A 23,221-nucleotide genomic window follows, 5' to 3' on the forward strand; every position below is an offset into this window, starting at 1 on the left:
AACGGTGTTCGTTAGAGCGAACGCCGTTCGACAAGGAGCTCACCATGACCGATCGAGAAGAAGTCCTCGCCGTGCTCGGCCGTCTCGCCGACGCGTGGAACAGCGGCGACGCGGCCGCGTACGCGAGCTTGTTCACCGAGGACGCCGACTACGTGACGTTCTTCGGGATGCAGCTGCCCGGCCGGGAGCTGATCGAGAGCTCGCACCGCGCGTTGTTCGGGGGGCCGCTGCGCGGATCGAAGATCGGGGGACCCGGCGACGCGTCGGTGCGGTTCCCGCGCGAGGACGTCGCCATCGTCGTGTCCGGCGGCGGTTCCGCGCTCGACGGGGGCGACGCCGTGGCCCAGGGGCGGGAGAGCACGGTGACGTTCGTGCTGGTCCGCTCGGAAACGGGCTGGTTGATCACGGCGTTCCAGAACACCCGGGTGAGCGATCCGCGCGCGGCGGCGTGACGCGGTTTTGCCGGACCGCCGCGCTACGGTCTCCGAGTCGGTGAGCCGCCGGGTGATCGACGACTTCGCCGAGCTGGACGTCGCGATGACCACGGTGGCGCCGTCTTCCGCCGGGCAGCTTTCCTTGCTGGACCTCGTTTCCGCCGGCGTGCGGATCGGCTTGGGGGAGGACGGGCAGCGCGACTATTGGAGCCCGTACGGCAACTGCGACCTGCTGGACCGGACCTGGCAGCTGGCGTTCACACGCGGGTTCCGCCGGGACGAGCACATCGAGCTGGCCTTGGCCGCGGTGACGATGGGCGGGGCCTCGATCATGAGCCACGACGTGCCGCGCCTGGCCGGGGTGCCGGACCGCCCGGAGCTGGCCGCCGGCGACCGGGCGGACCTCGTCCTGGTGGACGGGGAGACGCCGCCGAGCGCGGTGGAGATGGACCGCGGCCGGGACTGGACGATCCTGCACGAAGGCGCGGTCGTGGTCGAGGGGCTTGCCGTTCTCTGAGCCGCCGCGTGACCGATGCCGCTAGGCGGGACGGGGGAGGGGCGCGTACGGTGGAAGCCGGATTAGGTAAGCCTTAGTGAATGGGTGGTGTCCGATGGTCGAAGCTCCGGCGCGCAAGGGGAACCCGGGAGTGCGCTTGTCGGTTCTGCGCAAGGAGAACCTGACCCCGCACATGATCCGGATCGTGGCCGGGGGCGAAGGCCTGCGCGATTTCCAGCCCAACGCGTTCACCGACGCGTACGTGAAGGTGATCTTCAAGGTGCCGGGCGTCGAGTACCCGGAGCCCTTCGACCTGCAGCGCATCCGCGCGGAGTTCCCGCGCGAGCAGTGCCCGCGGATGCGTTCGTACACCGTGCGTTCCTACGACGAAGCGGCCGGCGAGCTCGTGCTCGACTTCGTGGTGCACGGCGACGAGGGGCTGGCCGGTCCGTGGGCGATGCGGGCGCAGCCGGGCGACGAGCTGCTGCTCTCGGGCCCCGGTGGTGTGTACGCGCCGCGCGCCGACGCGGGCTGGCACCTGCTCGTGGGCGACGAAGCCGCGTTGCCGGCCATCGCCGCGTCGCTGGAGGTCATGCCGGCCGGCGCGCGGGCGCACGTGTTCCTGCTCGTGTCCGACGCCTCGGAGGAGCAGCCGCTGGTGACGAAGGCCGACGCGCAGATCACGTGGCTGCACCGATCCTCCGGCGCCGACCTCGCGGCCGCCGTGAAGGCGCTGCCGTGGCCGGGTGAGGACGTGCACGCGTTCGTCCACGGCGAGGCCGGCTTCGTGCGCGAGCTGCGGCGTTACCTGTTCGCCGAGCGCGGCGTGGCGAAGGAGTCGGTGTCGATCTCCGGCTACTGGCGCGAGGGCAAGAACGACGAGGCGTGGCGCGAGGAGAAGGCGGCCGAGCGGGCGCGCGAAAGGGCGTAATGTCGCCGGCATGAACGTGGAGACCGACCCGTCTTCGGCGGGGTTCGACGCTGACCGTCTGAAACGGATCGACCGGCACTTCGACGCCTATGTGGACGACGGGCGGCTGCCCGGTTACCTCGCGGTGGTGAGCAGGCACGGGCGCATCGTCCACGTCGCTTCCCACGGCAAGCGGGACGTCGAATCGGGCGCCCCCGTGGAGCCCGACACCATCTGGCGCATCTTCTCGATGACCAAGCCGATCACCTCGGTGGCGGCGATGACCTTCGTCGAAGAGGGCCTGATCGACCTCACCGACCCGATCTCCCGCTGGCTCCCGGAGTTCGCGGCGCCGCAGGTGTACGTGAAGGGCTCGGCACTGAGCCCGATGACGGTGCCCGCGACCGAGCCCATCCGCCTGTGGCACCTGCTCACCCACACCAGCGGTCTCACCTACGGCTTCCACCACACGCACCCCATCGACACGATCTACCGCGCCGCGGGCTTCGAATGGGGCACCCCGCCGGGTCTGGACCTCGCCGCCTGCACCCGCGCGCTGGCCGAGCTCCCCCTCGTCTTCCAGCCGGGCAGCGAATGGAACTACTCCGTGTCCACCGACGTCCTCGGCCGTCTCGTGGAGGTTCTCGCGGGCAAGCCCCTGGACGAGGTCTTCGCGGAGCGGATCTTCGGGCCACTGGGCATGACGGACACGGGCTTCTTCACGAAGGACACGGACCGCCTGGCGGCGCTGTACGTCGCTCACCCGCGGACCAAGCTGCCCACCCGCAACGAGGCTTTCGGCTCCATCGGCGTTTCGCGGCCGGACTCGTTCTCGGGCGGCGGCGGCCTCGTATCCACCGCGGCCGACTACCACCGCTTCACGCAGATGCTCCTGCGCGGCGGCGCACTGGACGACGCCCGGATCCTCGGCCCGCGCACGGTCGACCTCATGGCGAGCAACCACCTGCCGGGCCACGTGGACCTGGAAGCGTTCGGGCGGCCGCTGTTCGCGGAGATGCCCTTCGACGGCTTCGGCTTCGGTCTGGGCTTCTCCGTGCTGGAAGACCCGGTCAAAGCCAAAACCCTCTCCAGCCCCGGCGAATATGCCTGGGGCGGCGCCGCGTCGACGGCGTTCTGGGTGGACCCGGTGGAGGATCTGACGGTGGCGTTCTACACGCAGCTGCTTCCGTCGAGCACACATCCGATCCGGCAGCAGTTGCGGCAACTGGTGTATCAGGCGATCGTCGACTGAGGTCGATTGCCTGAGGGAGTGAAACCACCCCTGCCGTCCCGGGTTTGCCTGGTTAGCTGCCGGCACAGGCTTTCCCGGGGCGGGGGATCGGTGGTGCCGGATGCGAGGCCAGGCGGGCGCCGCCCTGGTCGCGGGGAACGGGTTCCACTACGTGTCGCCCTGGGCGACCATCGCGGCGTGGCTCGTCTTCGGTCCGAAGGATACGGCGTTGCGCAACGTCGTGCTCGTCGTTGTGGTGGCCGCTGTGTTCGCCGTCTTGGTCACGCTCCTGGGCCGGCGGCTTCCGGCCCTGCGAACGTCCACTCACTCGCTCCGTGAGGCTCTGCCGAGGCGACCCCCACAGCGCGCCGCAGGGTGAGCCGGTACAGGTGCCACGGGGGAGTGCCGGCGCTGGGGGCGCTGTAAGGAGCCGTGAAAGCCGACTCGCTGACGGTGGCGGGCCAGCCGACGGAGCGGTAGACGGCGGCGAGACGTTCGAGGGTGTCCGGGCCCGTGACGCGGGATGCCCACCCTTCCAAGGTGAGGTCGACACCGGTGAGGCGGACGCCGAAGCTGCACCACGGGTTGCCGGCCAGCAAGCGGGACTTGAGGGTGCCCGGGCCGCTCACGAAGTAGAGCGTGCCGGAGTCCCAGACAGCGCCCACGCCGGCCGTGTGGGGGCGGCCGTCAGGGCGGACGGTGGTGAGAAAGAAAGCCAGGTCGGCGGTGGGGGTGTCGGACCTGAGCAGCTCGAGGGGACGGCTCCAGGGGAGTTCGGCGTGGCCGTAGATGTCCAGGTTGCGGGTTCGGATGAGTTCAGTCATGCCTACGCGTCGGACGGCGATACCGGGAATCGACAATCCCTAAGCGGAGAGCTTCCCGACGACCTGACTCCCGTACGCGGCCAACGTCTCCTCGCGTTCGTCGTGCATCAGGTACAGGGCGAACTGGTTCACGCCCAGTTCCGCGAGTTCCTGCAGGCGTGCGATGTGCGCGGGGGCGGGCCCGAGCAGGCAGAACCGGTCGACGATCTCGTCCGGCACGAAGTCGGTGGACGGGTTGCCGGCGCGGCCGTGGTGGTTGTAGTCGTAGCCGGTGCGGGCGCGGATGTAGTCGGTGAGCTCGTGGGGCACCGGGCCGGAATCGCCGTAGCGCGCGACGAGGTCCGCGACGTGGTTGCCGACCATGCCGCCGAACCAGCGCAGCTGTTCGCGCTGGTGGGCGAGGTCTTCGCCGACGTACGCGGGCGCGGCCACGCAGATCGTGATGCCACCCGGGTCGCGCCCGGCGGCGCGCGCGGCCTCGCGCACCGCGCCGATCGTCCAGCGCGCGATGGCCGGGTCGGCGCACTGCAGGATGAAGCCGTCGGCGTGCTCGCCCACGGTCTTCAGGGCCTTCGGCCCGTAGCCGGCCATCCACATCTCCAGCCGCCCGTTGCGGACCCACGGGATGCGCACGGCGGTGTCGTTCATCGTGACCTCGCGCCCCTCGGCGAGGTCACGCACCACCCGCATGCAGTCGCGCAGCGTGGCCAAAGTGGACGGTGGCTTCCCGACGACCCGGTGCGCCGAGTCGCCGCGGCCGATGCCGCACACCGTGCGGTTGCCGTGCATGTCGTTGAGCGTGGCGAAGGTCGACGCCATCACCGACCAGTCACGTGTCGCCGGCGAGGTGACCATCGGCCCCACCACCAGCGAAGACGTCTCCGCCAGGATCCGCGAGTAGATCACGAACGGTTCCTGCCACAGCACGGCCGAGTCGAACGTCCAGCCGTACCGGAACCCCTGGTCCTCGGCGGCCTTCATCAGCCGCACGACGTTCGACGCCGGTGGGTCTGTCTGCAGCACTATCCCGAAATCCATCTGCCCCTCAATTCAGGTACTGGTTCAACCCGCGAGACAGGAACTTCCCGTGGCCGACGGAACCACTGAACCCCGCAGGCGACACCACGACCCGGCCCCTCGACAGGACAGTGTGGACTTTCCCGGTCAACGAAAAGCCCTCGTACGCCGAGTAATCCACGTTCATGTGATGCGTCGAAGCCGACAACGTCTGCTTCGCCGCGGGATCGTAGATCACGATGTCCGCGTCCGAACCGGCCGCGATCACGCCCTTGCGCGGATACAGCCCGAACATTCGCGCCGGTGTCGCCGAGCACGTCTCGACCCAGCGGCCCAGCGTGATCTCGCCCGCGACCACGCCCTGGTGCAGCAGGTCCATCCGGTGCTCGACGCCCGGGATCCCGTTGGGGATCGCGCGGAAGTCGTCGCGGCCCAGCTCCTTCTGGTCCTTGAAACAGAACGGGCAGTGGTCCGTCGACACCACCGACAGGTCGTTGGTCCGCAGCCCCCGCCAGAGGTCGGCCTGGTGCGACTTCTCCCGCAACGGCGGCGACGCCACGAACTTCGCGCCCTCGAAGCCCGGCCGCGCCAGGTCCTCGATGGACAGGTACAGGTACTGCGGGCACGTCTCGGCGAACACGTTCTGCCCGGCCTCGCGCGCCTCCGCCACGGCCGCAAGCGCTTGCGCCGCCGAGAGGTGCACGATGTAGAGCGGCGAGCCCGTCACGGCCGCGAGCGCGATGGCCCGCGACGTCGCCTCGCCCTCCAGCTCGGGTGGCCGCGTGAGGCCGTGCTGCACCGGGTCCACCCGGCCCGCCGCGACGGCCTGCGCGGCCAGCTGGTCGATCGCGATGCCGTTCTCCGCGTGCATCATGATCGTCGTGCCGATCTCACGCGCCTGCTGCATCGCCAGCAGGATCTCGCCGTCGGTCGAATAGAACACACCCGGGTAGGCCATGAACATCTTGAACGAACCGACGCCCGCGTCCACACAGGACCGCATTTCCTTGAGCGTGGAGTCGTTGACGTCCGACATGATCATGTGGAACCCGTAGTCGATCGCGCAGTTGCCGTCGGCCTTCGAGTGCCACTTGTCCAGCGTGGACTGCAACGACGTGCCTTTGGCCTGCACGGCGAAGTCGATGATCGTAGTCGTCCCGCCCCACGCCGCCGCGGTGGTGCCGGTCTCGAACGTGTCGACCGAATGGGTACCGCCGAACGGCATCTCCATGTGCGTGTGCGCGTCGATCCCGCCCGGCAGCACGTACTTGCCGGTGGCGTCGATCGTCTCGTCGGCACTGAGCACGCCGGGCGCGGCGACGGCGGCGATGCGCTCGCCGTCCACCAGCACGTCGGCGAGCACGGCGCCCGACGGCGAGACGACCTGACCTCCCTTGATCAGCGTGGTCATCAGGCCTCCGTCAGGGGTCCGTAACTGTCCGGGCGGCGGTCGCGGTAGAACGCCCACAGGTCACGCACCTCGGCGAGCCGGCCCATGTCGAGGTCGCGCACCACGATCTCCTCCTCGGTGTCCGAAGCGGCTTCGCCCACCAGCTGCCCGCGCGGGTCCGCGAAGTACGACTGGCCGTAGAAGTCGTTGTCACCCAAGGGTTCCACGCCGACCCGGTTGATCGTGCCCACGTAGTACTCGTTCGCCACTGCGGCCGCCGGCTGCTCCAGGCGCCACAGGTACTCCGACAGGCCGCGGCTCGTCGCCGACGGGTTGAACACGATCTTCGCCCCCGCCAGGCCCAGCGCGCGCCAGCCCTCGGGGAAGTGGCGCTCGTAGCAGATGTACACGCCGATGCGGCCCACCGCCGTGTCGAACACCGGGTAACCGAGGTTGCCGGGCCGGAAGTAGAACTTCTCCCAGAACCCCTTCACCTGCGGGATGTGGTTCTTGCGGTGCTTGCCCAGGTACTTGCCATCGGCGTCGATCACCGCCGCGGTGTTGTAGTAGACGCCCGGCTGCTCCTGCTCGTACATCGGCACCACCAGCACCACGCCGTGGCGCTCGGCCACTTCCTGCATGAGCTTCGTGGTCGGGCCGTCGGGGATGCCCTCGGTGTAGGAGTAGTAGTCGGCGTCCTGGATCTGGCAGAAGTACGGGCCGTAGAACAGCTCCTGCAGGCAGACGACCTGAGTTCCCTGCGAGGCCGCCTTGCCGATGGCGTCGACGGCGTTCGCGATCATCGAGTCCTTGTCACCCGTCCACCGCTGCTGGATCAATCCGGCTCGAACCAGGTCGCTCACTTGTCTCCTCCTTCTTCACGGGCAGGGCGAGCAGCCAGTACACGACGAACGCGCCGGCGAAGCCGATCACCCAGTTGTAGTCGTAGAGCGGTTTGAGGAACGGGATGAGACCGTCCGCGGGGAAGGGGCCGCCGTAGGCTCCGCCGACGGCGAGCACCGCCCCCACCAGCGTCGCGACGAGGGCGCGCCAGTTCCAGCCCCCGCGGAACCAGTACACCCCATCGGGTGTGTAGAGGTCGCGCAAGCGAAGCCGCGTCCGGTTCACCACCCAGTAGCCGGCCACCAGCACGCCGGCGACGGCGCCGAGCAGGCCACCGTAGAACCCGAGCCACGCGAAGATGTAGATGCTCGGGTCGGAGTAGAGCCGCCACGGCTGGATCGCGATGCCGAGGATGCCCGTGATCAGGCCGCCGATCGCGAAGGTGATGCGCTTCGGGAAGGCGTTGGAGAAGTCGTAGGACGGGCTCACGACGTTGGCCGCCAGGTTCGCCGAGATCGTGGCGAATACCAGCGCGGCCAGCGCCACGACCACCACGACCGGGCTGGAGAAGCGGTCCGCGAGCTGCGCGGGGTCCCAGATGTCCTCGCCGTAGAGCACGTGCCCGCCCGACGTCGTGAGGATCGCGACGATCGCGATGAAAGTCATCGTGGTCGGCAGGCCGAGGATCTGCCCGCGCACCTGCTTGCGCTGGCTGCCGCCGAAGCGCGTGAAGTCCGGCATGTTCAGCGAGAGCGTGGACCAGAACGCGATCATCGCCATCAGCGACGGCGCGAACACCTTCCAGAAGTCCGGGCCCCAGCCGAGCTTGCCGCCGTCTTCGAGGATCGGGCCGAGGCCACCGGCCTTGACGAGCACGTAGCCGAGCATGATGAGGAACCCGACCGACACGAGCGGCGCCGTCCAGTTCTCGAACTTGCGCACCGCCTCCATGCCGCGCCAGATGATCAGCATCTGCACGATCCAGAACACGGCGAAACTCAGCCACAGTGTCCAGTGCTGCCCGAGGATCACAGTGGAATCGCGCCAGCCGGAGCCGGCGAGGCGCCCGACGATCACGTAGATCGCCTCGCCGCCCACCCACGTCTGGATGCCGAACCAGCCGCACGCGATGAACGCGCGCAGCAGCGCGGCCAGGTTGGCACCGCGCAGGCCGTAGAACGCACGGGCGAACACCGGGAACGGGATGCCGTACTTCGTGCCGGCGTGGCTGTTGAGCAGCATCGGCGCGAGCACGACGATGTTGCCGATGGTGATCGTGATGAGCGCCTGGACCCAGTTCATGCCGAGCGCGATGAGCGACGCGGCCAGGGCGTAGCTGGGGATGTTGTGCGCCATCCCCATCCAGAGCGCGAAGTAGTTGTACGTCGTCCAGGTGCGTTTGGCGACTGGGACGGGGGCCAGTTCCTCGTTGAAGAACCGGCTGCCCGCGAGGGACCGCACATCGGCGAGTTCCACGCGGCCGTCGGCGTGTTCGCGTGTCGTCGGCTCCATTGCGGAATCCTGCGCGCCGGTCGAGGGCGGGTGGCAGAGGCAGACTGTTCACTCTTCGCGTGCGCTCGGCGCAGACTGTCGATTGCGCTTGGCCGCCCGGCGGTGCATGACGTGCGTCACAATCTGCCGGTATCTTCTGCGCAAAGTGAACGAAACACGGCGGCAGTTCTCCACAAGATCTCCACAGCTCACCCGGATGGTCTCCACGCCGGTTCCCTAGAGTCAGCGGCATGGACAGAGGGGGACGGCGGGTGCTGGTCGTCGAGGACGACCTCACGATCGCCGCGTCGATCGCGGCGCGGCTGCGGGCCGAGGGGTTCACCGTGGACGTGGCCCACGACGGTCCGGCCGCGGTGGCGGGCGAAGCCGAGTTCGGCCCGGACCTCGTGGTGCTCGACGTGATGCTGCCGGGGTTCGACGGGCTCGAGGTGTGCCGCCGGATCCAGGCGCGGCGGCCGGTGCCGGTGCTCATGCTCACCGCCCGCGCCGACGAGACCGACCTGCTCGTGGGCCTCGGCGTGGGTGCCGACGACTACCTGACCAAGCCGTTTTCGATGCGCGTGCTCAGCGCCCGGGTGAGCGCCCTGCTCCGACGGGTCGAACGGTCGGCGCAGGTCACGGCCCCGGAGCGGATCGTGCTGGGCGACCTGGAGATCGACATCGACCAGCGCCGGGTGGCCCGCGGCGGTGTGCCCGCGCAGCTCACGCCCATCGAGTTCGACCTGCTGGTGCACTTCGCGCGCCGGCCGCGAGCGGTCCAGCCGCGCGAACGGCTGCTCAGCGAGGTGTGGGACTGGGACGTGCCGACAGGCGGCGCCGGCACCCGCGCGGTTGACAGCCACATCAAGGCATTGCGGCGCAAGCTCGGCGCGGATCTCATCCGCACCGTGCACGGGGTGGGGTATGCGTTGGAGGTGCCGGCGTGAAGGCGCTGCTGTCGAGGGCCGTCGACTTCCTGCCGCGGCCACTCGACCCGATCCGGTCGATCAAACTCAAGCTGGCGATCCTCATGCTGGCCGCGGGCGCGATCGCGTTCCTCTTCTTCTGGTCCCGCATCGGCTGGCTGCCGCCCGCGACCACGATCACGGCCATGCTCATCGCCCTGGTCACGTCGCAGATCCTGGCCCACGGCATGACGCGCCCGCTGCGCGAGATGACGGCGGCGGCGCGCGCGATGGCGAAGGGCGACTACACGCGCCGCATCCGCGCGACGGCGCGCGACGAGGTCGGTGAGCTCGCCCAGGCGTTCAACCAGATGGCCGCCGACCTCGCGACCGCCGACCAGCAGCGGCGCGAGCTGATCGCGAACGTGTCGCACGAGCTGCGCACGCCCATCACCGCGCTGAGCGGCGTGCTGGAGAACCTGGTCGACGGCGTTTCGTCGCCCGACGCCGCGACGCTGCGCACCGCCCTGCACCAGAGCGAACGGCTGGGCCGGCTCGTCACCGAGCTGCTGGACCTCTCGCGCATCGACGCCGGCACGCTGTCGCTGGACCTTTCGCGCGTGGACCTGGAGGAGCTGCTGGCCGAGGTCGCCGCCGAGGCGGAGGCCATGGCCGCGGCGGCGGGGCGCGGCGTGCGCTTCGACGTGTCGGTGTCGCCCCCGGGTGCGTGCGTGCGGGCGGATCGGGAGCGGCTGTACCAGGTCGTGGTGAACCTGCTGGAGAACGCGGCTCGCCACGGTCCAGCCGGTGGTTCGGTGGAGGTCCGCGCGGTCGTGACCGCGGGGGAGACCCGAATCGAGGTCCGCGACGAAGGCCCCGGCATCCCCGCCGCCGACCGCGACCGCGTCTTCGAGCGCTTCACGCGCGGTGAACGCGCCGGTGGCGGCGGGACTGGCCTCGGCCTGGCCATCGCGCGCTGGGTCGTGGAGCTGCACGGCGGGACCATCGCCGTGGTCGAACCCGCGGCCGGCGCCGGGCCCGGCGCGGCGCCGGGGTGCCGGATCCGCGTGACGTTGCCGGCCTGATCTTCCTGGCGCTTCCCATCGGGAGCTGCTTTGCTCGAAGATTTGCTAACGCGAACACGGAGGCTGTTTTCGTGACCGAGGAAAAACCGAGACCGGCCCACGCGGTACCGCCGGAGAACGCGGCGGGTGGGGCAGTCGAGGGGGCTGCCCCACCCGCCGCGGACGCGGGGGCCGCTGGCTCAGGAGGTGGCGTCGCCGTCGCGGAGCCGTTCACGCCGGTGCTGGTGGGGCCTGTGCCGAAGTCGGCGGTGGTGCCGATGGTGGCCGGGGTGTTGCCGGCCGTCGCGGTGGCCGGCGTGGTGACCGCGACGCTGGTACCCCTGGATCGGCCCGGGATCGGGTGGCTGCTGGCGGCGCTCGTGGTGACGGCGTTGATCGTGGTCGTGGATCGCCGTGCCCGGGCGGAGAAGACGACCCGGCGGGCGAGTGTCGCGTGGGCGGCGCTGGCGCTCGCGCTGGTGGCGGTCGGCGCGGTGCGAGCGTCGGAGTGGCTGTTCGGGTTGTGCGTCGTGGCCGCGCTGGTGGCCGGGTCGCTGGCGGTAGTGGGGCCGCGGTCGGTGAACTCGGCGCTCTACGACGCGCTCGCCGTGCCGCTGGAGGCGTTCCACGCGATCCCGTGGGTCGCGCGCGGGTTGAGGGGCCGGGGAACGCAGCGTGGTCGCGTGCTGGGGGCCGCGCTCGGAGCGGCCGCGGTGCTGGCGGTGTTCCTGCCGTTGCTGACGAGCGCGGATGCGACCTTCGCGCACTTCGTCGGGGCGCTGGTTCCCGATCTGCGCGCGGATTCGGCCGTGCAGTGGGGATTCCTGTTCTGCGCCGGCACGTTCGGCACAGCCGGGGCGTACTACGTGCTGGCCGCGCCACCGCGCCGCGCGACCGACGGCAACCGCAAGGCCCAGGGCGACAGTCTCTTGTGGACGGTCCCACTCGCGACGCTGGTGGCGCTGTTCGCCGCCTACGTCGTGGTGCGGATCGTGGAGTTGTTCGGTGGCACGGACTACGTGCTGCGCACCGGTGGCCTCACGTCGGCCGAATACGCGCGCGGCGGCTTCTGGCAGCTGTGTGCGTGCACGGCGCTCACACTCGGCATCATCGCGCTGGCGTTGCGCTGGGCGCCACGGGAGACGGCCGCGGAACGATTGCGGCAGCGGGTGCTGCTCGGTGCGCTGGCGGCGCTGAGCCTCGTGCTCGTGGTGTCCGCGCTCAGTCGCATGTGGACGTACCAGCAGGCCTACGGCTTCACCGTGCTGCGTCTGCTCGTGGAGGTCTGCGAGCTCTGGCTCGGCTGCGTGTTCCTGCTCGTCGGGGCGGCGCTGGTCACCCTGTGCTCGTCGTGGCTGCCGCGCGCGGCCATCGCGACGGCCGCCGGCGCGTTGCTGGCGCTCGCCGTCGCGAATCCGGAGGCGCTCATCGCCGGCGCGAACCTCGACCGCGCGCAGCACGGGAAATCGCTCGACCTGGCCTACCTGCGCGGGTTCTCCACCGACATCTTCCCCGTGGTCGCCGAACGCCTGCCGGACGCCGACTGCGTGCTCGGGCCGATGCTGCTGCGGCTCGACGACGACAGCTGGCCCGGCTGGAACCTCAGCCGGGCCAGGGCTCTGGACGTCGAGCTACCGCCGCCGGGACACTGCTAGAAGCCGAACACACCCGAGGTCTGGGCGTCGGCCGCGCACTTGTTCGAGAACGTGGCGTGGAACGTGACGGGCTTGCCGTGCCACGTGCCGAAGGCGGCGGCGTCGACCGGCGCGTAGATCATCGTGCAGCGCTGCAGCCGCGGCTTGATGTGGGCGATGTCGCCGTCGGCGCCCGTGAGGGTGGCACAGGCCGCGTCGGACTTGGGGTGGCTGCCGCCGGCCGGGTCGCAGGTGAGCGAAACCGAGCTGAGACGGCCCGTCGTCTCGTGCAGGCTCAGCTGGAGCGTGGACGCGGGCAGCTGCGGGGCCGCGACACCACTGAGGCCGAGCACACACGCGGCGATCGGAGCGAAAGAAGAAAACACCATACTTCGGCTATCGGCAGCCGGAAGCTGATCACTGTGCTGCACGTCCGGGTGAGTTTTCCTCCCCCGAAAGGGTGGGGTCACCGGTCAGGTCGTGGGCCAGGAGCGCGACGTAGAGCGACAGCATCGACTCCGGGTCTTCCAGCCGCACGCCGAGGACCTGCTCGATCCGCGCCAGCTGCTGGTAGTAAGCCGTGCGCGAGGTGTGGGCCGCGACGGCCGCCGCCGACTTGTTGCCGCCGTGGGCGCAGTAGTGCCGCAGCGCCTGCACCAGCCGGCTGCCCGAAGCGGCGTCGCGCTGCAGCAGCGGTCCCAGCTCGCGCGCGGCGAACGACGTCACGCGCTCGTCGTCGGCCAGCAGGTGCAGCAGGCCGCGCAGCCGCACGTCGCGCAGCCGGTGCAGGGGGCGTTCGGTTTCTTCGGTCAACGCGGCCGCGGCCACCTGCGCGGCCTCGACCAGCGTCCGCCGGGCCTCGGCGGGCCCGGTCACGGTCGTGCCGACGGCGAGCACGGCGGGCGCGCTCGCGCGGGCTTCGTGGATGTCGGCGGCCAGCCGCTGCAGCACGGCATCGGCGTGGGCTTCAGGCGAAAGGGCGAGCAACGCCCGCACGCCTGTCTCGTCGGTCGCCACGAGCGCCGATACCTTCGCCCGGCGCGCCGCCAACGCCGTCGCCTCGGCCAGCTCCCGCAGCAGCAACGGGGTCGACAGCGACTGCCGCGTGGTGGCGGTGATGCGCGGGCGCACCGCGAGGCCGATCAGCCGCCGCCCGGTCAGCGGCACGGCCAGCGCCGAGGCCCGCGCGAGCAGTTCCGCCGACGCCGCCGGCGAAGCCAGCAGCTCCGTGACCACGGCCCGGTGCGCGAGGCGTTCCAGCGTGTCGGAGTCGCGGGCCACCAGCCGGTGCACGGCCAGCGCCGACGCCGCCCGTTCGGCCACCACGCGGTGGCGGTGCGGCGGGGGCTCCGCACAGACGAGCACGAGCCGGCCCCAGTCGTGGCCGCGGGCGCCGACCACCGTCACGAGCCAGCCCGCGTTCGCGTGGTAGCCCGTGCGTTCGCCGAGCTGCACCACGCGCGAGCGCGCCGGCCAGCCCGTCAGCAGCTCGGCCGGGTCCGTGCCGGCCGCGTCGTAGGCGAGCACCTCGTGGGCCAGCGTCTCCAGCACCACCGGCTGCTCGGTCAGCCGCGTGACCTCGCCGAGCACCACCCCGGGCTCCGCGCCCGCGACGGTGAGCGCGGTGAACGTCTCGTGCACCCGCTCGGCCGCGCGCAGCTCGGCCACTTGCGCGTCGACGATCAGCCCGTTCACGGCCTCGGTCACGGCGACGTAGCGGGTCTCGCGTGACAGTGTGATCAGCGGCAGGCCGCGGTGCTCGGCCGCCTCGACCAGGGCGTTCGGCAGACGGTCGCTCCAGTGCCGGACGAGCTCCACGACCACGCCGGCCACGCCCACCTCGGCGAGGTCGGCGACGTAGCGGGTCAGCGACGGGCCATCGTCCGGCAGCGCGACGCCGGTGGTGAGCACCAGCTCGCCGCCGCGCAGGAGATGGGCGATGTCGGCGACCTCGGCCACGTGCGCCCAGCGCACCGACCGGTCGAGCCCGGCGCTGCCCGCCACGACGTGGGGCCGGCCCTGGCGCAGGGCCGGCAGCGCGAGCACCTCGGAGACGGTCGGGTACATCCGCTCTTCGCCCCTCTTTTCGCACACCGGCAGGCACAGACTGTACGGCCGGGCGCGGGACTCCGTACACGTTGCCGATGGCGTCCGCGTGGCGCGCGAGCCGAGACTCGGGGTGGACAGCGACCCCACAGTGACCACAACGCGAGGAGCCGACGTCGTGACCGACCGCATCAGCCACTGGATCGACGGCAAGCCGTACACCGGCGCGGCCGGGCGCACCGGTGACGTGTACGACCCCGCGACCGGCGAGGTCCGGGCGAAGGTGGACTTCGCGGGCCAGGCCGAGGTCGACCAGGCGGTGGCGGCCGCCGCGGCCGCGTTGCCGGGATGGCGCGGCACGTCGCTGGCCGGGCGCACGCGGGTGCTGTTCGCGTTCCGCGAGCTGCTGTCGGCGCGCAAGCACGAGCTGGCGAAGATCATCACGAGCGAGCACGGCAAGGTCGAGTCCGACGCGGCCGGCGAGATTTCGCGGGCGATCGAGAACGTCGAATACGCGTGCGGCGCCGCGCAGCTGCTCAAGGGCGGTTTCAGCGAGAACGCCTCCACCGGCGTGGACGTGTACTCGATCCTGCAGCCGCTGGGCGTGGTCGGCGTGATCTCGCCGTTCAACTTCCCCGCGATGGTGCCGCTGTGGTTCGTGCCCAACGCGCTGGCGTGCGGCAACACCGTGGTGCTCAAGCCGAGTGAGAAGGACCCGTCGGCGTCGCTGTTCATCGCCGAGCTGCTCGCCGAGGCCGGGCTGCCCGCGGGCGCGCTCAACGTGTTGCACGGCGACAAGGCCGCAGTCGACGGACTGCTGGAACACCGGGACGTGAAGGCGATCTCGTTCGTCGGCTCCACGCCGATCGCGCGCTACGTCTACGAGACGGGCACCCGTCACGGCAAGCGCGTGCAGGCGCTCGGCGGGGCGAAGAACCACATGGTCGTGCTTCCCGACGCAGACCTCGACCTCGCGGCCGACGCCGCCGTGTCGGCCGGGTTCGGGTCCGCGGGGGAGCGGTGCATGGCGGTGTCGGTGGTGGTGGCCGTCGACCCGGTCGGCGACGAGCTGGTCGCGAAGATCACCGAGCGGATGTCCCGGCTGCGCGTCGGCGATGGCCGGGAACCCGAGTCGGAGATGGGTCCGTTGGTGACGAAGGCGCACCACGAGCGGGTGACGTCCTATGTGGACGCCGGCGTCGCCGAAGGTGCCGAGCTCGTGGTGGACGGCCGGGGGATCGAGATCGACGGGGACGGTTTCTGGCTCGGCCCGACGTTGTTCGACCGCGTCGGGCCCGGGATGTCGGTCTACACCGACGAGATCTTCGGCCCCGTGCTCTCCGTGGCGCGCGCGACGAGCTTCGACGACGCGCTCGGCCTGGTCAACGCCAGCCCGTACGGCAACGGCACCGCGATCTTCACCGGCGACGGCGCGGCCGCGCGGCGCTACCAGAACGAGGTGGAGGTGGGCATGGTCGGCGTGAACGTGCCCATCCCGGTGCCGGTCGGGTACTACTCGTTCGGCGGCTGGAAGGACTCGCTCTTCGGCGACACCCACGCGTACGGGCCCGAGGGGTTCCACTTTTTCACGCGCACCAAGGTGGTCACCTCGCGCTGGCCGGACACCTCACACGCCGGGGTGAACCTGGGCTTCCCGAAGAACACCTGAGCTCCTGGCCCGGGGCAGCTTCGCGGGGTGCTGCACCCGGGTCAGGTTGGCGGGCTCGCCGGAACGGGCGTAAAGTGAACTGTACGTTCAGTTCACTTTTGAAGGAGAACGTTCCATGTCAGCACAGCCCGCGAAGTCGTCCGGCACGTTCGCGATCGGCGGGGATCTGCCCGTCGTGCGGCTCGGGTTCGGCGCGATGCAGCTGCCCGGCCCCGGTGTATGGGGCGAGTCGCGTGACCCGGAGGGGGCCGTGCGCGTGCTGCGCAGGGCCGTCGAGCTCGGGGTCAACCTCATCGACACCGCCGACTCGTACGGTCCGTTCGTGGCCGACCTGCTCATCCGCGAGGCCCTCCACCCGTATGCCGACGACCTGGTGATCGCCACCAAGGCCGGCTTCACCCGGCAGGGCCCCAACCAGTGGATCCCCGTCGGCCGGCCCGAGTACCTGCGCCAGCAGGTGGAGCTGAACCTGCGCCACCTCGGCCTCGAGCGCATCGACCTGCTGCAGCTGCACCGCATCGACCCGAAGGTGCCCGTCGCGGACCAGGTCGGGGAGCTCGCCGCGATGCAGACGGAGGGGAAGATCCGGCACATCGGCCTGTCGGAGGTCTCGGTCGAGGATCTCGTCGAGGCCCAGAAGACGGCCACGATCGTCTCGGTGCAGAACCGCTTCAACCTGGCCGACCGGTACTCCGAGCCGTTGCTGGACCACGTAACCGCCGCGGGTATCGCGTTCATCCCGTGGTTCCCGCTGGCCACGGGTTCCCTGGCGGGCCCGGACAGCCCGCTTTCGCAGGTGTCGAAGGAGCACGGCGCGTCGCCTTCCCAGCTCGCGCTGGCGTGGCTGCTCAAGCGTTCGCCGGTGATGCTGCCGATCCCGGGCACGTCCAGCGTCGACCACCTCGAGGACAACGTGGCGGCGGCCGAGATCGAGCTGACCGACGACGAGTTCGCGGCACTGAGCGCGGCGGCTTCTCGATGAGCGTCTGGTTCGTCACCGGCGCGTCTCGGGGTTTCGGCCTCGAGATCGCGCGGGCGGCGCTGGAGCGGGGTGACCAGGTGGTGGCCACCGCGCGTGAGGCGTCGGCCGTGGAGAAGGAGTTTCCGGGCAACCCCTCGGTTTTGGCGGTGGCGCTCGACGTGACCGACGAGGCCGCCGCTGCCGCGGCTGTCGGTGCTGCTTTGGAGCGGTTCGGGCGCGTCGACGTGCTGGTGAACAACGCCGGCCGCGGCCTGCTCGGCGCGGTGGAGGAGTCGTCGGACGCGGCCGTGCGTGCGGTGTTCGACGCCAACGTGTTCGGGCTGCTCTCCGTGACGCGCGCGGTGCTGCCCGTGCTTAGGCGCCAGCGTTCGGGGCACGTGGTCAACATCAGCTCGGTCGGCGGGTTCACGACCGGCCCGGGCTGGGGCGTGTACGGGGCGACGAAGTTCGCCGTCGAGGCGCTTTCCGAGGCACTGCATGGAGAACTGGCGCCGCTCGGCGTGCACGTGACGGTGGTCGAGCCGGGCTTCTTCCGCACGGACTTCCTCGATTCGTCGAGCCTGCACCGGGCCGAGGGCCAGATCGCGGACTACGCTGTTACCGTCGGCGCGACGCGGGCAACGGCGGATTCCCGCAACCACGCCCAGCCAGGCGACCCGGCCAAGGCCGCCTCGGCGATCGTTTCGGTGGTCGCTTCCTCCTCGCCGCCCCTGCGCATCCAGCTGGGCGCCGACTCCGTCGCCCGCGTCGAGGCGAAGCTCGACTTCGTCCGCGACGAACTTTCGCGCTGGCGCGAACTTTCGGTCTCCACGGACCATGACTGAGCTGACCCGGCCGCTCTCCCCTCGCAGCGCGCGCGCCCACGCCACCGCCCTGGCAGCGGCGCGCGCCCTGCTGGGCGAGGGCGGCCTCCCCGCCGCGACGGTCGACGCGATCAGCCTGCGCTCCGGCGTCAGCAAGGCGACGCTGTACAAGCACTGGCCCAGCCGCACCGCCCTGGCCGCCGAGGCCTTCGGCCGCGAGATGGCGGACGCCCTTCCTTTGCCTTCTACTGGCGATCCGCGGGCAGACCTGGTCGAGCAGGTGCGACAGGTGAGCGCCTTTTACGCGGGGGCGAAGGGGGAGGTTTTCGCGCAACTGCTCGCCGCGTGCGTGACCGACCCTTCGGCGGCTCCGTACTTTCGTGAGTTCTTTTTGGACGGTCGGCGGGCGGCTATTTCGGTTTTGTGGCAGCGGTTGGTGGAGAGTGGCCTGGCCTCGCCGACGGTGGACGCCGAAACGGCGACGGACCTGTTGTTCGGGCCGTTGATCTTCCGCCGCCTGACGGGGCACGCGCCTTTGACGTTCGCCGAGGCGGACGCGATCTCGTCGGCGGCGCTGGAGGGATTGCTCAAGCGCGAATGACGTTGATGATCTGTTTCCGGTTGGGGATCAGCACGATCGTGTTTTCCTGGTCCGGCCGGACCCGCTTGTGGAGGCCACGGAGAATGGGACGGCGCAGGCTGTCGAAGTCGGCCCAGTAGTTCCAGCCGGCTCGGATGTGTCCGGAGCGGACCACGATGGGGTAGCGCTCCGGCGGCGGACGCGGCAGGTGGTCTGCGGCGTTGTGCGTATAACCGGAGAACAGCACCACCTTGCCGCGCCAGACGATGCTGAGCCGGTAGAGGCAGTACCACGCGCACGCTGCCATCCCGACCCCGATGGCCACCGCGGCGACCGTAATGGTGGTGGCGCCGTAGTGAAGCGTGGCCAGCGCCAGGACGCCGATCACGAACATGAACACCACGAGCCAGAAGGCGATGTCGATGATGCTCCAGCGCTGTGACGGGTGCAGTCGGCCTTCGCGGTTGAACCGGTCGACTTCGGCCTGGTCGGCTTTCACGACGGGATCACGTTGATGATCTGTTTCCGGTTGGGGATCAGCACGATGGTGTTTTCCTGATCCGGCTGGACCCGTGCGTGGAGAGCGTCGGGGAGCAGGGGACGGCGGAGGCCGTCGAAGCGGGCCCAGTAGTACGGATTGTTGCCTCGGCTGCGTTCGGTGTAGACGAGGATCGGGTAGCGCTCTGCCGGGGGGAGCGGGCGGTGCTCCTCGGCGTCGTGGGTGTAGCCGGTGAAGGTCACCACCTTGCCGCGCCGGACGATGCTGAGCCGGTAGAGGCAGTAGCCGGCGCACAACGCCAAGCCGACACCGATCGCCACTGCGGCGACGGTGATGTCGATGGTGCCGTAGGGCAGCGTGGCGAGGGCGAGGATGCCGATCGCGAACACGATCACCACGAGCCAGAAGACGATGTTGATGACGGCCCAGCGCTGGGCGGGATGAAGTCGGCCGTCGCGGGTGAAGCGGTCGACTTCCGCCTGATCGGCTTTCACGAGGGGATGACGTTGACGATCACCTTGCCGTTGGGGGTGAGGCAGATCGTGTTCTCGTGCTCGGGGTGGAACTTGGCGTGGACGTCGTGGTCGATGGACCTTCTGAGGCCGTTGAAAGCGACAGTGTGCATCGGGTTGCCGCCCTGGCTTTTGATTGTGTAAAGCAGGATCGGGTAGTTCTTCGGCAGCGGTCGGCTCAGCGCGGCGTCGTGCGTGAAGCCCGTAAAGGTCGTGATCGTGCCTTTGCGTAGGAAGAGCAGACGGCGTACGCAGAAGGCCAGGAGCAGCAGCATGATGACGATGACCGGGACGGCGAACATGTAGCCGTACCCCTCTTGGTAGCCGGGAATGCGCACCAGTGCGTAGACACCGGCGACGAGGAGGACCACGGCGAACCAGAAGTTAAATTCGAGCACCTTGCGCCACTGTGAGGGGTGGAGCCGGCCCTCGCGGTTGAAGCGGTTGACTTCGGCCTGGTCCACGTTCTTGTCGCTCACTCGGGCTTTTCCTCGCTGCCGCCTTCGGGCGCGCCGGCCTTCTCGCCTTCGCCGCCTTCGGACTCTTCCTTGTGTTCTTCCTCGTAGGCTTCGGATCCTTCGTGGTAGCGATCGGCTTGCTCGTTCGCCTGCCGACGTGCTTCGGTGCCGACGCCGAGAGTGTCCGCGTCCTTCCAATCCGGAACCCCGTCGCCCTTCCCCCACTCCGAGGGCTTGAGGAAGCTGCGGCCGTCTTCGGAGTACTTCTCACCGAACTTCGTTTCGCTCTCGGTCTTCGGGAAGAGCTTGTCCGCCGTGCCTTCCTTCCACCCCTCCGCGCGTTCGGCGGCAGTCTTGGCGTGGGCGGCGTCCTTGAGTTCGCCGCCCTTCTTCTCGAGGTTCACCGCGGCGTCGAGGCTCTTGTCGGAGATCTTGTCGGCGACCTTGCCGAGCTTCTGGAGCGCCTTGGACGCTTCCTCGATGGCGCCCTTGGCCTTGCCGGCGCTCTCGGCGAGCTTGTCGAGCTTCGCGACGACCTGCGCGATCCGGCTGCTGATCTTCTCCGCGAGGATGCCGCCCTCGACGAGAGTGTCGGCGATGAAGGCGGCGATCGTGCCGCCGAACGTGCACCACGACGCGGCGAGGGCGGCTAGCGCCTTGATGATCAGTTCGCCGACGAACGACGAGATCATGTCGCGGATCAGCCCGCGTTCGGTACCGACGAGCGCGCCCGCGACGTTCATCGCGCCCGAGGCGCCCGTGGCCTGCCCTGCGGCGCCTCGAAGGACCGCGACGTAACCCTGCGCCGACTTCTGGTAGGCCTGGCCACCCGAGCCCTGGAAGTCGGGTGCCACTTTCGCGGCGGCCTGCTCGTACTGGTCCGCGCTCGCCGAGAGCTGCTTGGAGATGTTCGTCCAGGTCACGGCCTTGGCGGTGATCTCCTCGGGGTTACCCGCGAGCTTGTCGAGGCCCTCCTTGAGGAAGCTGATGTGTTCGATCAGCCAGCCGACCCCGGCGCTCGCCAGCGAGCCGAGCGGGTCCATCGCCATACCCAGCAGGTCGAGACCGTCGGTGGCGACGTCCATGCCGAAGTTGAGCCAGTCACCGTTGCGAAAATCGGTGATCGACGAGGCCGCGTCGCTGAAGATGCCGCTGCCCGCGTACTGAGCGTTGAGGTTGTCCAACTCGTTGCTCGACGAACCCATCTGGGTCATGAGCCCGCTCGTCGGCTCCGTGGTCGCGACCAGCGGGTTCTCCTGCGTCTCGGTCATGCCGGGAGCTCCTTGCCGAACGAGTTGACCTTGTCCTTCGTGTTCTGTTCGTTCGTGTCGTAGTGGTCGTGGGCTTGCTGGAGCTTGTCGGCGATGCCGTCGGCGCACGTAGCGACCAGGCCGATGAACTCCGTCGCCGACGAGAGGTACGTCTGCAACGGGAGAGCGAACACCTGTCCGACGATGCCGAACGCCCAGTCGTTCAAGGCCTGACCGGACGCCGTCGCGTCGGCGGCGGTGTGGACTCCGCCCGCGATGTCCTGCACCTCACCCTTGTGCGTCTGCAACGCCGTGAGATTCACCTGCTGCGTGCCTGCCATCAGTAGCCCCTCCCCAGGATCGAGCCGCCGTTGTAGTAGTCGTCGTCATCGGAGGGGTCGGCCGGGGGCCGGGCCGGGCGCGAAGGCCGGGCCGGGGGCGCGGGCGGGGCCGGAGGAGCCGGCGGCCGAGGCGGAGCAGGCGGCGGTGCTCCACCATCCTCATCCCGATTGAAGAATTGTCGCGTTTCCGGCTGCGCCGGCGTCTCCTCGGGCACTTCCGGGGTGGGAATCTGCTCGTCGAGGAATTTCATCGCGTCGCTGTTTTCGCCGATGAGCGGGGCCATGATGGCGTGCAGTTGCTGGGCCGCCTGGGCCTGGGCGCGGTGCGCCGTGGCGACGACGGCGGCGGCGAGCGCGCTGCGGCTGATCTCGTCGGCGCGGGGGCCGAAGCTGAGCTGCTGCAGGGCTCCGCTCGTGTTCACGGTGACGGTGACCGCGCCGTCGTTGCTCGTCGCCGTGGCGGCGACGCGCTTGAGGCGCTCCTGGGCCTCCGCGGCTCGCTGTCCGATTTCGGCGATTTCGGGTGCGCGCCCGTTATTGTCCACGACTGCCCTCGGCTCTTGGGGATCCACCACGTTCTTCTGAGGCAGCAAACCGGTTAACGGTTCCCCTAGCAAGCGAAGATTTGATTTGTCCGGTTCGCCGTTATTAATGGCTATTTGCCATTCATTTACCTTGAAGCAGTGGTCACCCGCAGGCGGCCGAGACACCACCGTGTCCGCGGGGTTGAGCGCCGGGCACTCAGGCTTCCGTAAACTCGTTGTGAGTAGCGGGTCGAAAGCAGGGAGGTGCCGGTGGCGAACACGGACGAGCGTCGCTTCGAGGTGCTGCGCGCGATCGTGGCCGACTACGTCTCGAACCAGGAGCCGGTCGGTTCCAAGACGATCGTCGAGCGGCACAACCTGGGCGTTTCGAGCGCGACCGTGCGTAACGACATGGCCGCGCTCGAGGAAGAGGGGTACATCACCCAGCCGCACACGAGCGCGGGGCGGATCCCCACGGACAAGGGCTACCGGCTGTTCGTGGACAAGCTCTCGGAGATCAAACCGCTCTCGGCGGCCGAGCGGCGGGCGATCACGTCGTTCCTCGACTCGGGCACGGACCTCGACGACGTGCTGCGCCGGTCGGTGCGGCTGCTCGCGCAGCTGACCCGGCAGGTCGCGGTGGTGCAGTACCCGATGCTGACCAACGCGGCGGTGCGCCACCTCGAGGTGGTCCCGCTCACGCCGGCGCGGCTCATGCTCGTGCTCATCACCGACTCGGGCCGGGTGGACCAGCGCACGGTCGACCTCGGCGACGTGCTCACCGAGGAGAACGTGCTGCGCCTGCGGACCGTGCTCAACGGCGCCCTGGCCGGGCGCCGGCTCGTCGAGGCGGCCGTGCGGGTGGCCGAGCTGCCCGAAGTGGCGCCGAACGAGCTGCGCGACAGCCTCACCCGCATCTGCACGGTGCTGGTCGAGTCGCTGGTCGAGCACCCGGAGGAACGCCTGGTGCTGGGCGGCACGGCCAACCTCACCCGCAACGTCGCGGACTTCCCCGGGTCGCTGCGCCAGGTCCTCGAAGCGCTCGAGGAGCAGGTGGTCGTGCTCAAGCTGCTGGCCGCGGCTCGCAACCCCGGTGCGGTGACGGTCCTCATCGGCGAGGAAAATGAAGACGAGCAGATGCGCAGCACCTCGGTCGTGTCGATCGGCTACGGCCGGGACGACATGCTGCTGGGAGGCATGGGCATCGTCGGACCCACCCGGATGGACTACCCGGGCACCATCGCGGCCGTCCGCGCGGTGGCCAACTACGTGGGGCAGATCCTGTCCGGCCGCTGACGGCCCGGACAGAGCAGAAGGA

General features: G+C 69.8%; 25 protein-coding genes. 12 read left to right on the top strand and 13 right to left on the bottom strand.

The window, feature by feature from the left end; all coding sequences use genetic code 11:
* Positions 1 to 44 precede the first annotated feature (44 nt).
* The 4 genes from QRX50_RS22895 (at position 45) to QRX50_RS22910 (ending at position 3,092) form a co-directional block, all read left to right on the top strand.
* Positions 45 to 452: an SgcJ/EcaC family oxidoreductase gene (locus QRX50_RS22895; protein WP_285973948.1), complete on the top strand. Its 408-nt coding sequence runs from the start codon at positions 45 to 47 to the stop codon at positions 450 to 452.
* 40 nt (positions 453 to 492) lie between these two features.
* Positions 493 to 951 carry an amidohydrolase family protein gene (locus QRX50_RS22900; protein ID WP_285973949.1) on the top strand — a complete coding sequence of 153 codons (459 nt, stop codon included), beginning with the start codon at positions 493 to 495 and terminating at the stop codon, positions 949 to 951.
* A gap of 94 nt (positions 952 to 1,045) precedes the next feature.
* A complete protein-coding gene (locus QRX50_RS22905; RefSeq protein ID WP_285973950.1) occupies positions 1,046 to 1,861 on the top strand; it encodes a siderophore-interacting protein in 816 nt (271 codons plus the stop codon).
* A gap of 10 nt (positions 1,862 to 1,871) precedes the next feature.
* Positions 1,872 to 3,092, top strand: a complete 1,221-nt coding sequence (locus QRX50_RS22910; RefSeq protein ID WP_285973951.1) for a serine hydrolase domain-containing protein — start codon at positions 1,872 to 1,874, stop codon at positions 3,090 to 3,092.
* 260 nt (positions 3,093 to 3,352) lie between these two features.
* On the opposite strand, the gene QRX50_RS22915 is transcribed toward QRX50_RS22910, so the two are convergent.
* The 5 genes from QRX50_RS22915 to QRX50_RS22935 are packed head-to-tail and all read right to left on the bottom strand — an operon-like array spanning position 3,353 to position 8,657.
* The gene (locus QRX50_RS22915; protein ID WP_285973952.1) at positions 3,353 to 3,895 is read right to left on the bottom strand and encodes a pyridoxamine 5'-phosphate oxidase family protein; all 543 of its coding nucleotides are present in this window, start codon (positions 3,893 to 3,895) and stop codon (positions 3,353 to 3,355) included.
* Positions 3,896 to 3,934: 39 nt separating this feature from the next.
* On the bottom strand, positions 3,935 to 4,933 hold the full coding sequence (locus QRX50_RS22920) for a TIGR03842 family LLM class F420-dependent oxidoreductase (RefSeq protein ID WP_285973953.1): 999 nt from the start codon (positions 4,931 to 4,933) through the stop codon (positions 3,935 to 3,937).
* A 7-nt stretch (positions 4,934 to 4,940) separates the two neighbouring features.
* Positions 4,941 to 6,323: a dihydropyrimidinase gene (gene hydA / locus QRX50_RS22925; protein WP_285973954.1), complete on the bottom strand. Its 1,383-nt coding sequence runs from the start codon at positions 6,321 to 6,323 to the stop codon at positions 4,941 to 4,943.
* On the bottom strand, positions 6,323 to 7,165 hold the full coding sequence (locus tag QRX50_RS22930) for a nitrilase-related carbon-nitrogen hydrolase (RefSeq protein WP_285973955.1): 843 nt from the start codon (positions 7,163 to 7,165) through the stop codon (positions 6,323 to 6,325). Before QRX50_RS22930 ends, hydA begins: the two co-directional genes overlap by 1 nt.
* On the bottom strand, positions 7,116 to 8,657 hold the full coding sequence (locus QRX50_RS22935) for an NCS1 family nucleobase:cation symporter-1 (protein WP_285973956.1): 1,542 nt from the start codon (positions 8,655 to 8,657) through the stop codon (positions 7,116 to 7,118). The genes QRX50_RS22930 and QRX50_RS22935 overlap by 50 nt, the downstream gene beginning before the upstream one ends.
* A 230-nt stretch (positions 8,658 to 8,887) precedes the next feature.
* On the opposite strand from QRX50_RS22935, the gene QRX50_RS22940 reads away from it, so the two are divergent.
* The 3 genes from QRX50_RS22940 to QRX50_RS22950 all read left to right on the top strand — a co-directional run bounded on the left by QRX50_RS22940 (position 8,888) and on the right by QRX50_RS22950 (position 12,260).
* Positions 8,888 to 9,583 carry a response regulator transcription factor gene (locus QRX50_RS22940; RefSeq protein WP_285973957.1) on the top strand — a complete coding sequence of 232 codons (696 nt, stop codon included), beginning with the start codon at positions 8,888 to 8,890 and terminating at the stop codon, positions 9,581 to 9,583.
* Complete coding sequence (locus QRX50_RS22945) at positions 9,580 to 10,626, top strand: HAMP domain-containing sensor histidine kinase (RefSeq protein ID WP_285973958.1); 1,047 nt, start codon at positions 9,580 to 9,582, stop codon at positions 10,624 to 10,626. The genes QRX50_RS22940 and QRX50_RS22945 overlap by 4 nt, the downstream gene beginning before the upstream one ends.
* A 71-nt stretch (positions 10,627 to 10,697) precedes the next feature.
* Entirely contained in the window at positions 10,698 to 12,260 is a 1,563-nt protein-coding gene (locus tag QRX50_RS22950; RefSeq protein ID WP_285973959.1) for a DUF4153 domain-containing protein, read from the top strand.
* Here QRX50_RS22950 and QRX50_RS22955 read toward each other — a convergent pair.
* Positions 12,257 to 12,628, bottom strand: coding sequence for an SSI family serine proteinase inhibitor (locus QRX50_RS22955; protein ID WP_285973960.1), 372 nt, complete (start codon positions 12,626 to 12,628; stop codon positions 12,257 to 12,259). The genes QRX50_RS22950 and QRX50_RS22955 overlap by 4 nt on opposite strands.
* A gap of 28 nt (positions 12,629 to 12,656) precedes the next feature.
* A complete protein-coding gene (locus QRX50_RS22960; protein ID WP_285974535.1) occupies positions 12,657 to 14,306 on the bottom strand; it encodes a PucR family transcriptional regulator in 1,650 nt (549 codons plus the stop codon).
* A gap of 157 nt (positions 14,307 to 14,463) precedes the next feature.
* Between QRX50_RS22960 and QRX50_RS22965 the strand changes: the two genes are divergently transcribed.
* From QRX50_RS22965 to QRX50_RS22980, 4 genes are all read left to right on the top strand, one after another.
* Positions 14,464 to 15,954 carry a CoA-acylating methylmalonate-semialdehyde dehydrogenase gene (locus tag QRX50_RS22965; RefSeq protein ID WP_285973961.1) on the top strand — a complete coding sequence of 497 codons (1,491 nt, stop codon included), beginning with the start codon at positions 14,464 to 14,466 and terminating at the stop codon, positions 15,952 to 15,954.
* A gap of 115 nt (positions 15,955 to 16,069) precedes the next feature.
* Positions 16,070 to 16,936 (top strand): aldo/keto reductase, encoded by an 867-nt coding sequence (locus QRX50_RS22970; RefSeq protein WP_285973962.1) that lies wholly within the window; start codon positions 16,070 to 16,072, stop codon positions 16,934 to 16,936.
* The gene (locus tag QRX50_RS22975) at positions 16,933 to 17,760 is read left to right on the top strand and encodes an oxidoreductase (protein ID WP_285973963.1); all 828 of its coding nucleotides are present in this window, start codon (positions 16,933 to 16,935) and stop codon (positions 17,758 to 17,760) included. Before QRX50_RS22970 ends, QRX50_RS22975 begins: the two co-directional genes overlap by 4 nt.
* Complete coding sequence (locus QRX50_RS22980; RefSeq protein WP_285973964.1) at positions 17,753 to 18,340, top strand: TetR/AcrR family transcriptional regulator; 588 nt, start codon at positions 17,753 to 17,755, stop codon at positions 18,338 to 18,340. The genes QRX50_RS22975 and QRX50_RS22980 overlap by 8 nt, the downstream gene beginning before the upstream one ends.
* Here the strand turns inward: QRX50_RS22980 and QRX50_RS22985 are convergent.
* From QRX50_RS22985 to QRX50_RS23010, 6 genes are read right to left on the bottom strand one after another with little or no spacing between them, the layout of a single operon-like run.
* Complete coding sequence (locus tag QRX50_RS22985; RefSeq protein WP_285973965.1) at positions 18,327 to 18,818, bottom strand: hypothetical protein; 492 nt, start codon at positions 18,816 to 18,818, stop codon at positions 18,327 to 18,329. The genes QRX50_RS22980 and QRX50_RS22985 overlap by 14 nt on opposite strands.
* Positions 18,815 to 19,312: a hypothetical protein gene (locus QRX50_RS22990; RefSeq protein WP_285973966.1), complete on the bottom strand. Its 498-nt coding sequence runs from the start codon at positions 19,310 to 19,312 to the stop codon at positions 18,815 to 18,817. Before QRX50_RS22990 ends, QRX50_RS22985 begins: the two co-directional genes overlap by 4 nt.
* Positions 19,309 to 19,809 (bottom strand): hypothetical protein, encoded by a 501-nt coding sequence (locus tag QRX50_RS22995; RefSeq protein ID WP_285973967.1) that lies wholly within the window; start codon positions 19,807 to 19,809, stop codon positions 19,309 to 19,311. Before QRX50_RS22995 ends, QRX50_RS22990 begins: the two co-directional genes overlap by 4 nt.
* Positions 19,806 to 21,059, bottom strand: coding sequence for a WXG100 family type VII secretion target (locus QRX50_RS23000; protein WP_285973968.1), 1,254 nt, complete (start codon positions 21,057 to 21,059; stop codon positions 19,806 to 19,808). Before QRX50_RS23000 ends, QRX50_RS22995 begins: the two co-directional genes overlap by 4 nt.
* Positions 21,056 to 21,379: a type VII secretion target gene (locus QRX50_RS23005; protein ID WP_285973969.1), complete on the bottom strand. Its 324-nt coding sequence runs from the start codon at positions 21,377 to 21,379 to the stop codon at positions 21,056 to 21,058. Before QRX50_RS23005 ends, QRX50_RS23000 begins: the two co-directional genes overlap by 4 nt.
* Positions 21,379 to 21,951: a YbaB/EbfC family nucleoid-associated protein gene (locus QRX50_RS23010; RefSeq protein WP_285973970.1), complete on the bottom strand. Its 573-nt coding sequence runs from the start codon at positions 21,949 to 21,951 to the stop codon at positions 21,379 to 21,381. The genes QRX50_RS23005 and QRX50_RS23010 overlap by 1 nt, the downstream gene beginning before the upstream one ends.
* A 222-nt stretch (positions 21,952 to 22,173) precedes the next feature.
* Between QRX50_RS23010 and hrcA the strand changes: the two genes are divergently transcribed.
* Positions 22,174 to 23,199: a heat-inducible transcriptional repressor HrcA gene (gene hrcA, locus QRX50_RS23015; RefSeq protein WP_285973971.1), complete on the top strand. Its 1,026-nt coding sequence runs from the start codon at positions 22,174 to 22,176 to the stop codon at positions 23,197 to 23,199.
* Positions 23,200 to 23,221: the final 22 nt, after the last annotated feature.

Origin of the sequence: Amycolatopsis sp. 2-15 (genome assembly GCF_030285625.1) — a bacterium.
Classification (GTDB): Bacteria; Actinomycetota; Actinomycetes; order Mycobacteriales; family Pseudonocardiaceae; genus Amycolatopsis; species Amycolatopsis carbonis.

Coding starts and splice junctions, on each gene's coding strand:
- QRX50_RS22915 (WP_285973952.1), bottom strand. CDS start 3,895: ATGACTGAACTCATCCGAACCCGCAACCTGGACATCTACGGCCACGCC.
- QRX50_RS22905 (WP_285973950.1), top strand. CDS start 1,046: ATGGTCGAAGCTCCGGCGCGCAAGGGGAACCCGGGAGTGCGCTTGTCG.
- QRX50_RS22940 (WP_285973957.1), top strand. CDS start 8,888: ATGGACAGAGGGGGACGGCGGGTGCTGGTCGTCGAGGACGACCTCACG.
- QRX50_RS22920 (WP_285973953.1), bottom strand. CDS start 4,933: ATGGATTTCGGGATAGTGCTGCAGACAGACCCACCGGCGTCGAACGTC.
- QRX50_RS22975 (WP_285973963.1), top strand. CDS start 16,933: ATGAGCGTCTGGTTCGTCACCGGCGCGTCTCGGGGTTTCGGCCTCGAG.
- QRX50_RS22955 (WP_285973960.1), bottom strand. CDS start 12,628: ATGGTGTTTTCTTCTTTCGCTCCGATCGCCGCGTGTGTGCTCGGCCTC.
- QRX50_RS23000 (WP_285973968.1), bottom strand. CDS start 21,059: ATGACCGAGACGCAGGAGAACCCGCTGGTCGCGACCACGGAGCCGACG.
- QRX50_RS22960 (WP_285974535.1), bottom strand. CDS start 14,306: ATGTACCCGACCGTCTCCGAGGTGCTCGCGCTGCCGGCCCTGCGCCAG.
- QRX50_RS22895 (WP_285973948.1), top strand. CDS start 45: ATGACCGATCGAGAAGAAGTCCTCGCCGTGCTCGGCCGTCTCGCCGAC.
- QRX50_RS22980 (WP_285973964.1), top strand. CDS start 17,753: ATGACTGAGCTGACCCGGCCGCTCTCCCCTCGCAGCGCGCGCGCCCAC.
- QRX50_RS22910 (WP_285973951.1), top strand. CDS start 1,872: ATGAACGTGGAGACCGACCCGTCTTCGGCGGGGTTCGACGCTGACCGT.
- hydA (WP_285973954.1), bottom strand. CDS start 6,323: ATGACCACGCTGATCAAGGGAGGTCAGGTCGTCTCGCCGTCGGGCGCC.
- QRX50_RS22935 (WP_285973956.1), bottom strand. CDS start 8,657: ATGGAGCCGACGACACGCGAACACGCCGACGGCCGCGTGGAACTCGCC.
- QRX50_RS23005 (WP_285973969.1), bottom strand. CDS start 21,379: ATGGCAGGCACGCAGCAGGTGAATCTCACGGCGTTGCAGACGCACAAG.
- QRX50_RS22970 (WP_285973962.1), top strand. CDS start 16,070: ATGTCAGCACAGCCCGCGAAGTCGTCCGGCACGTTCGCGATCGGCGGG.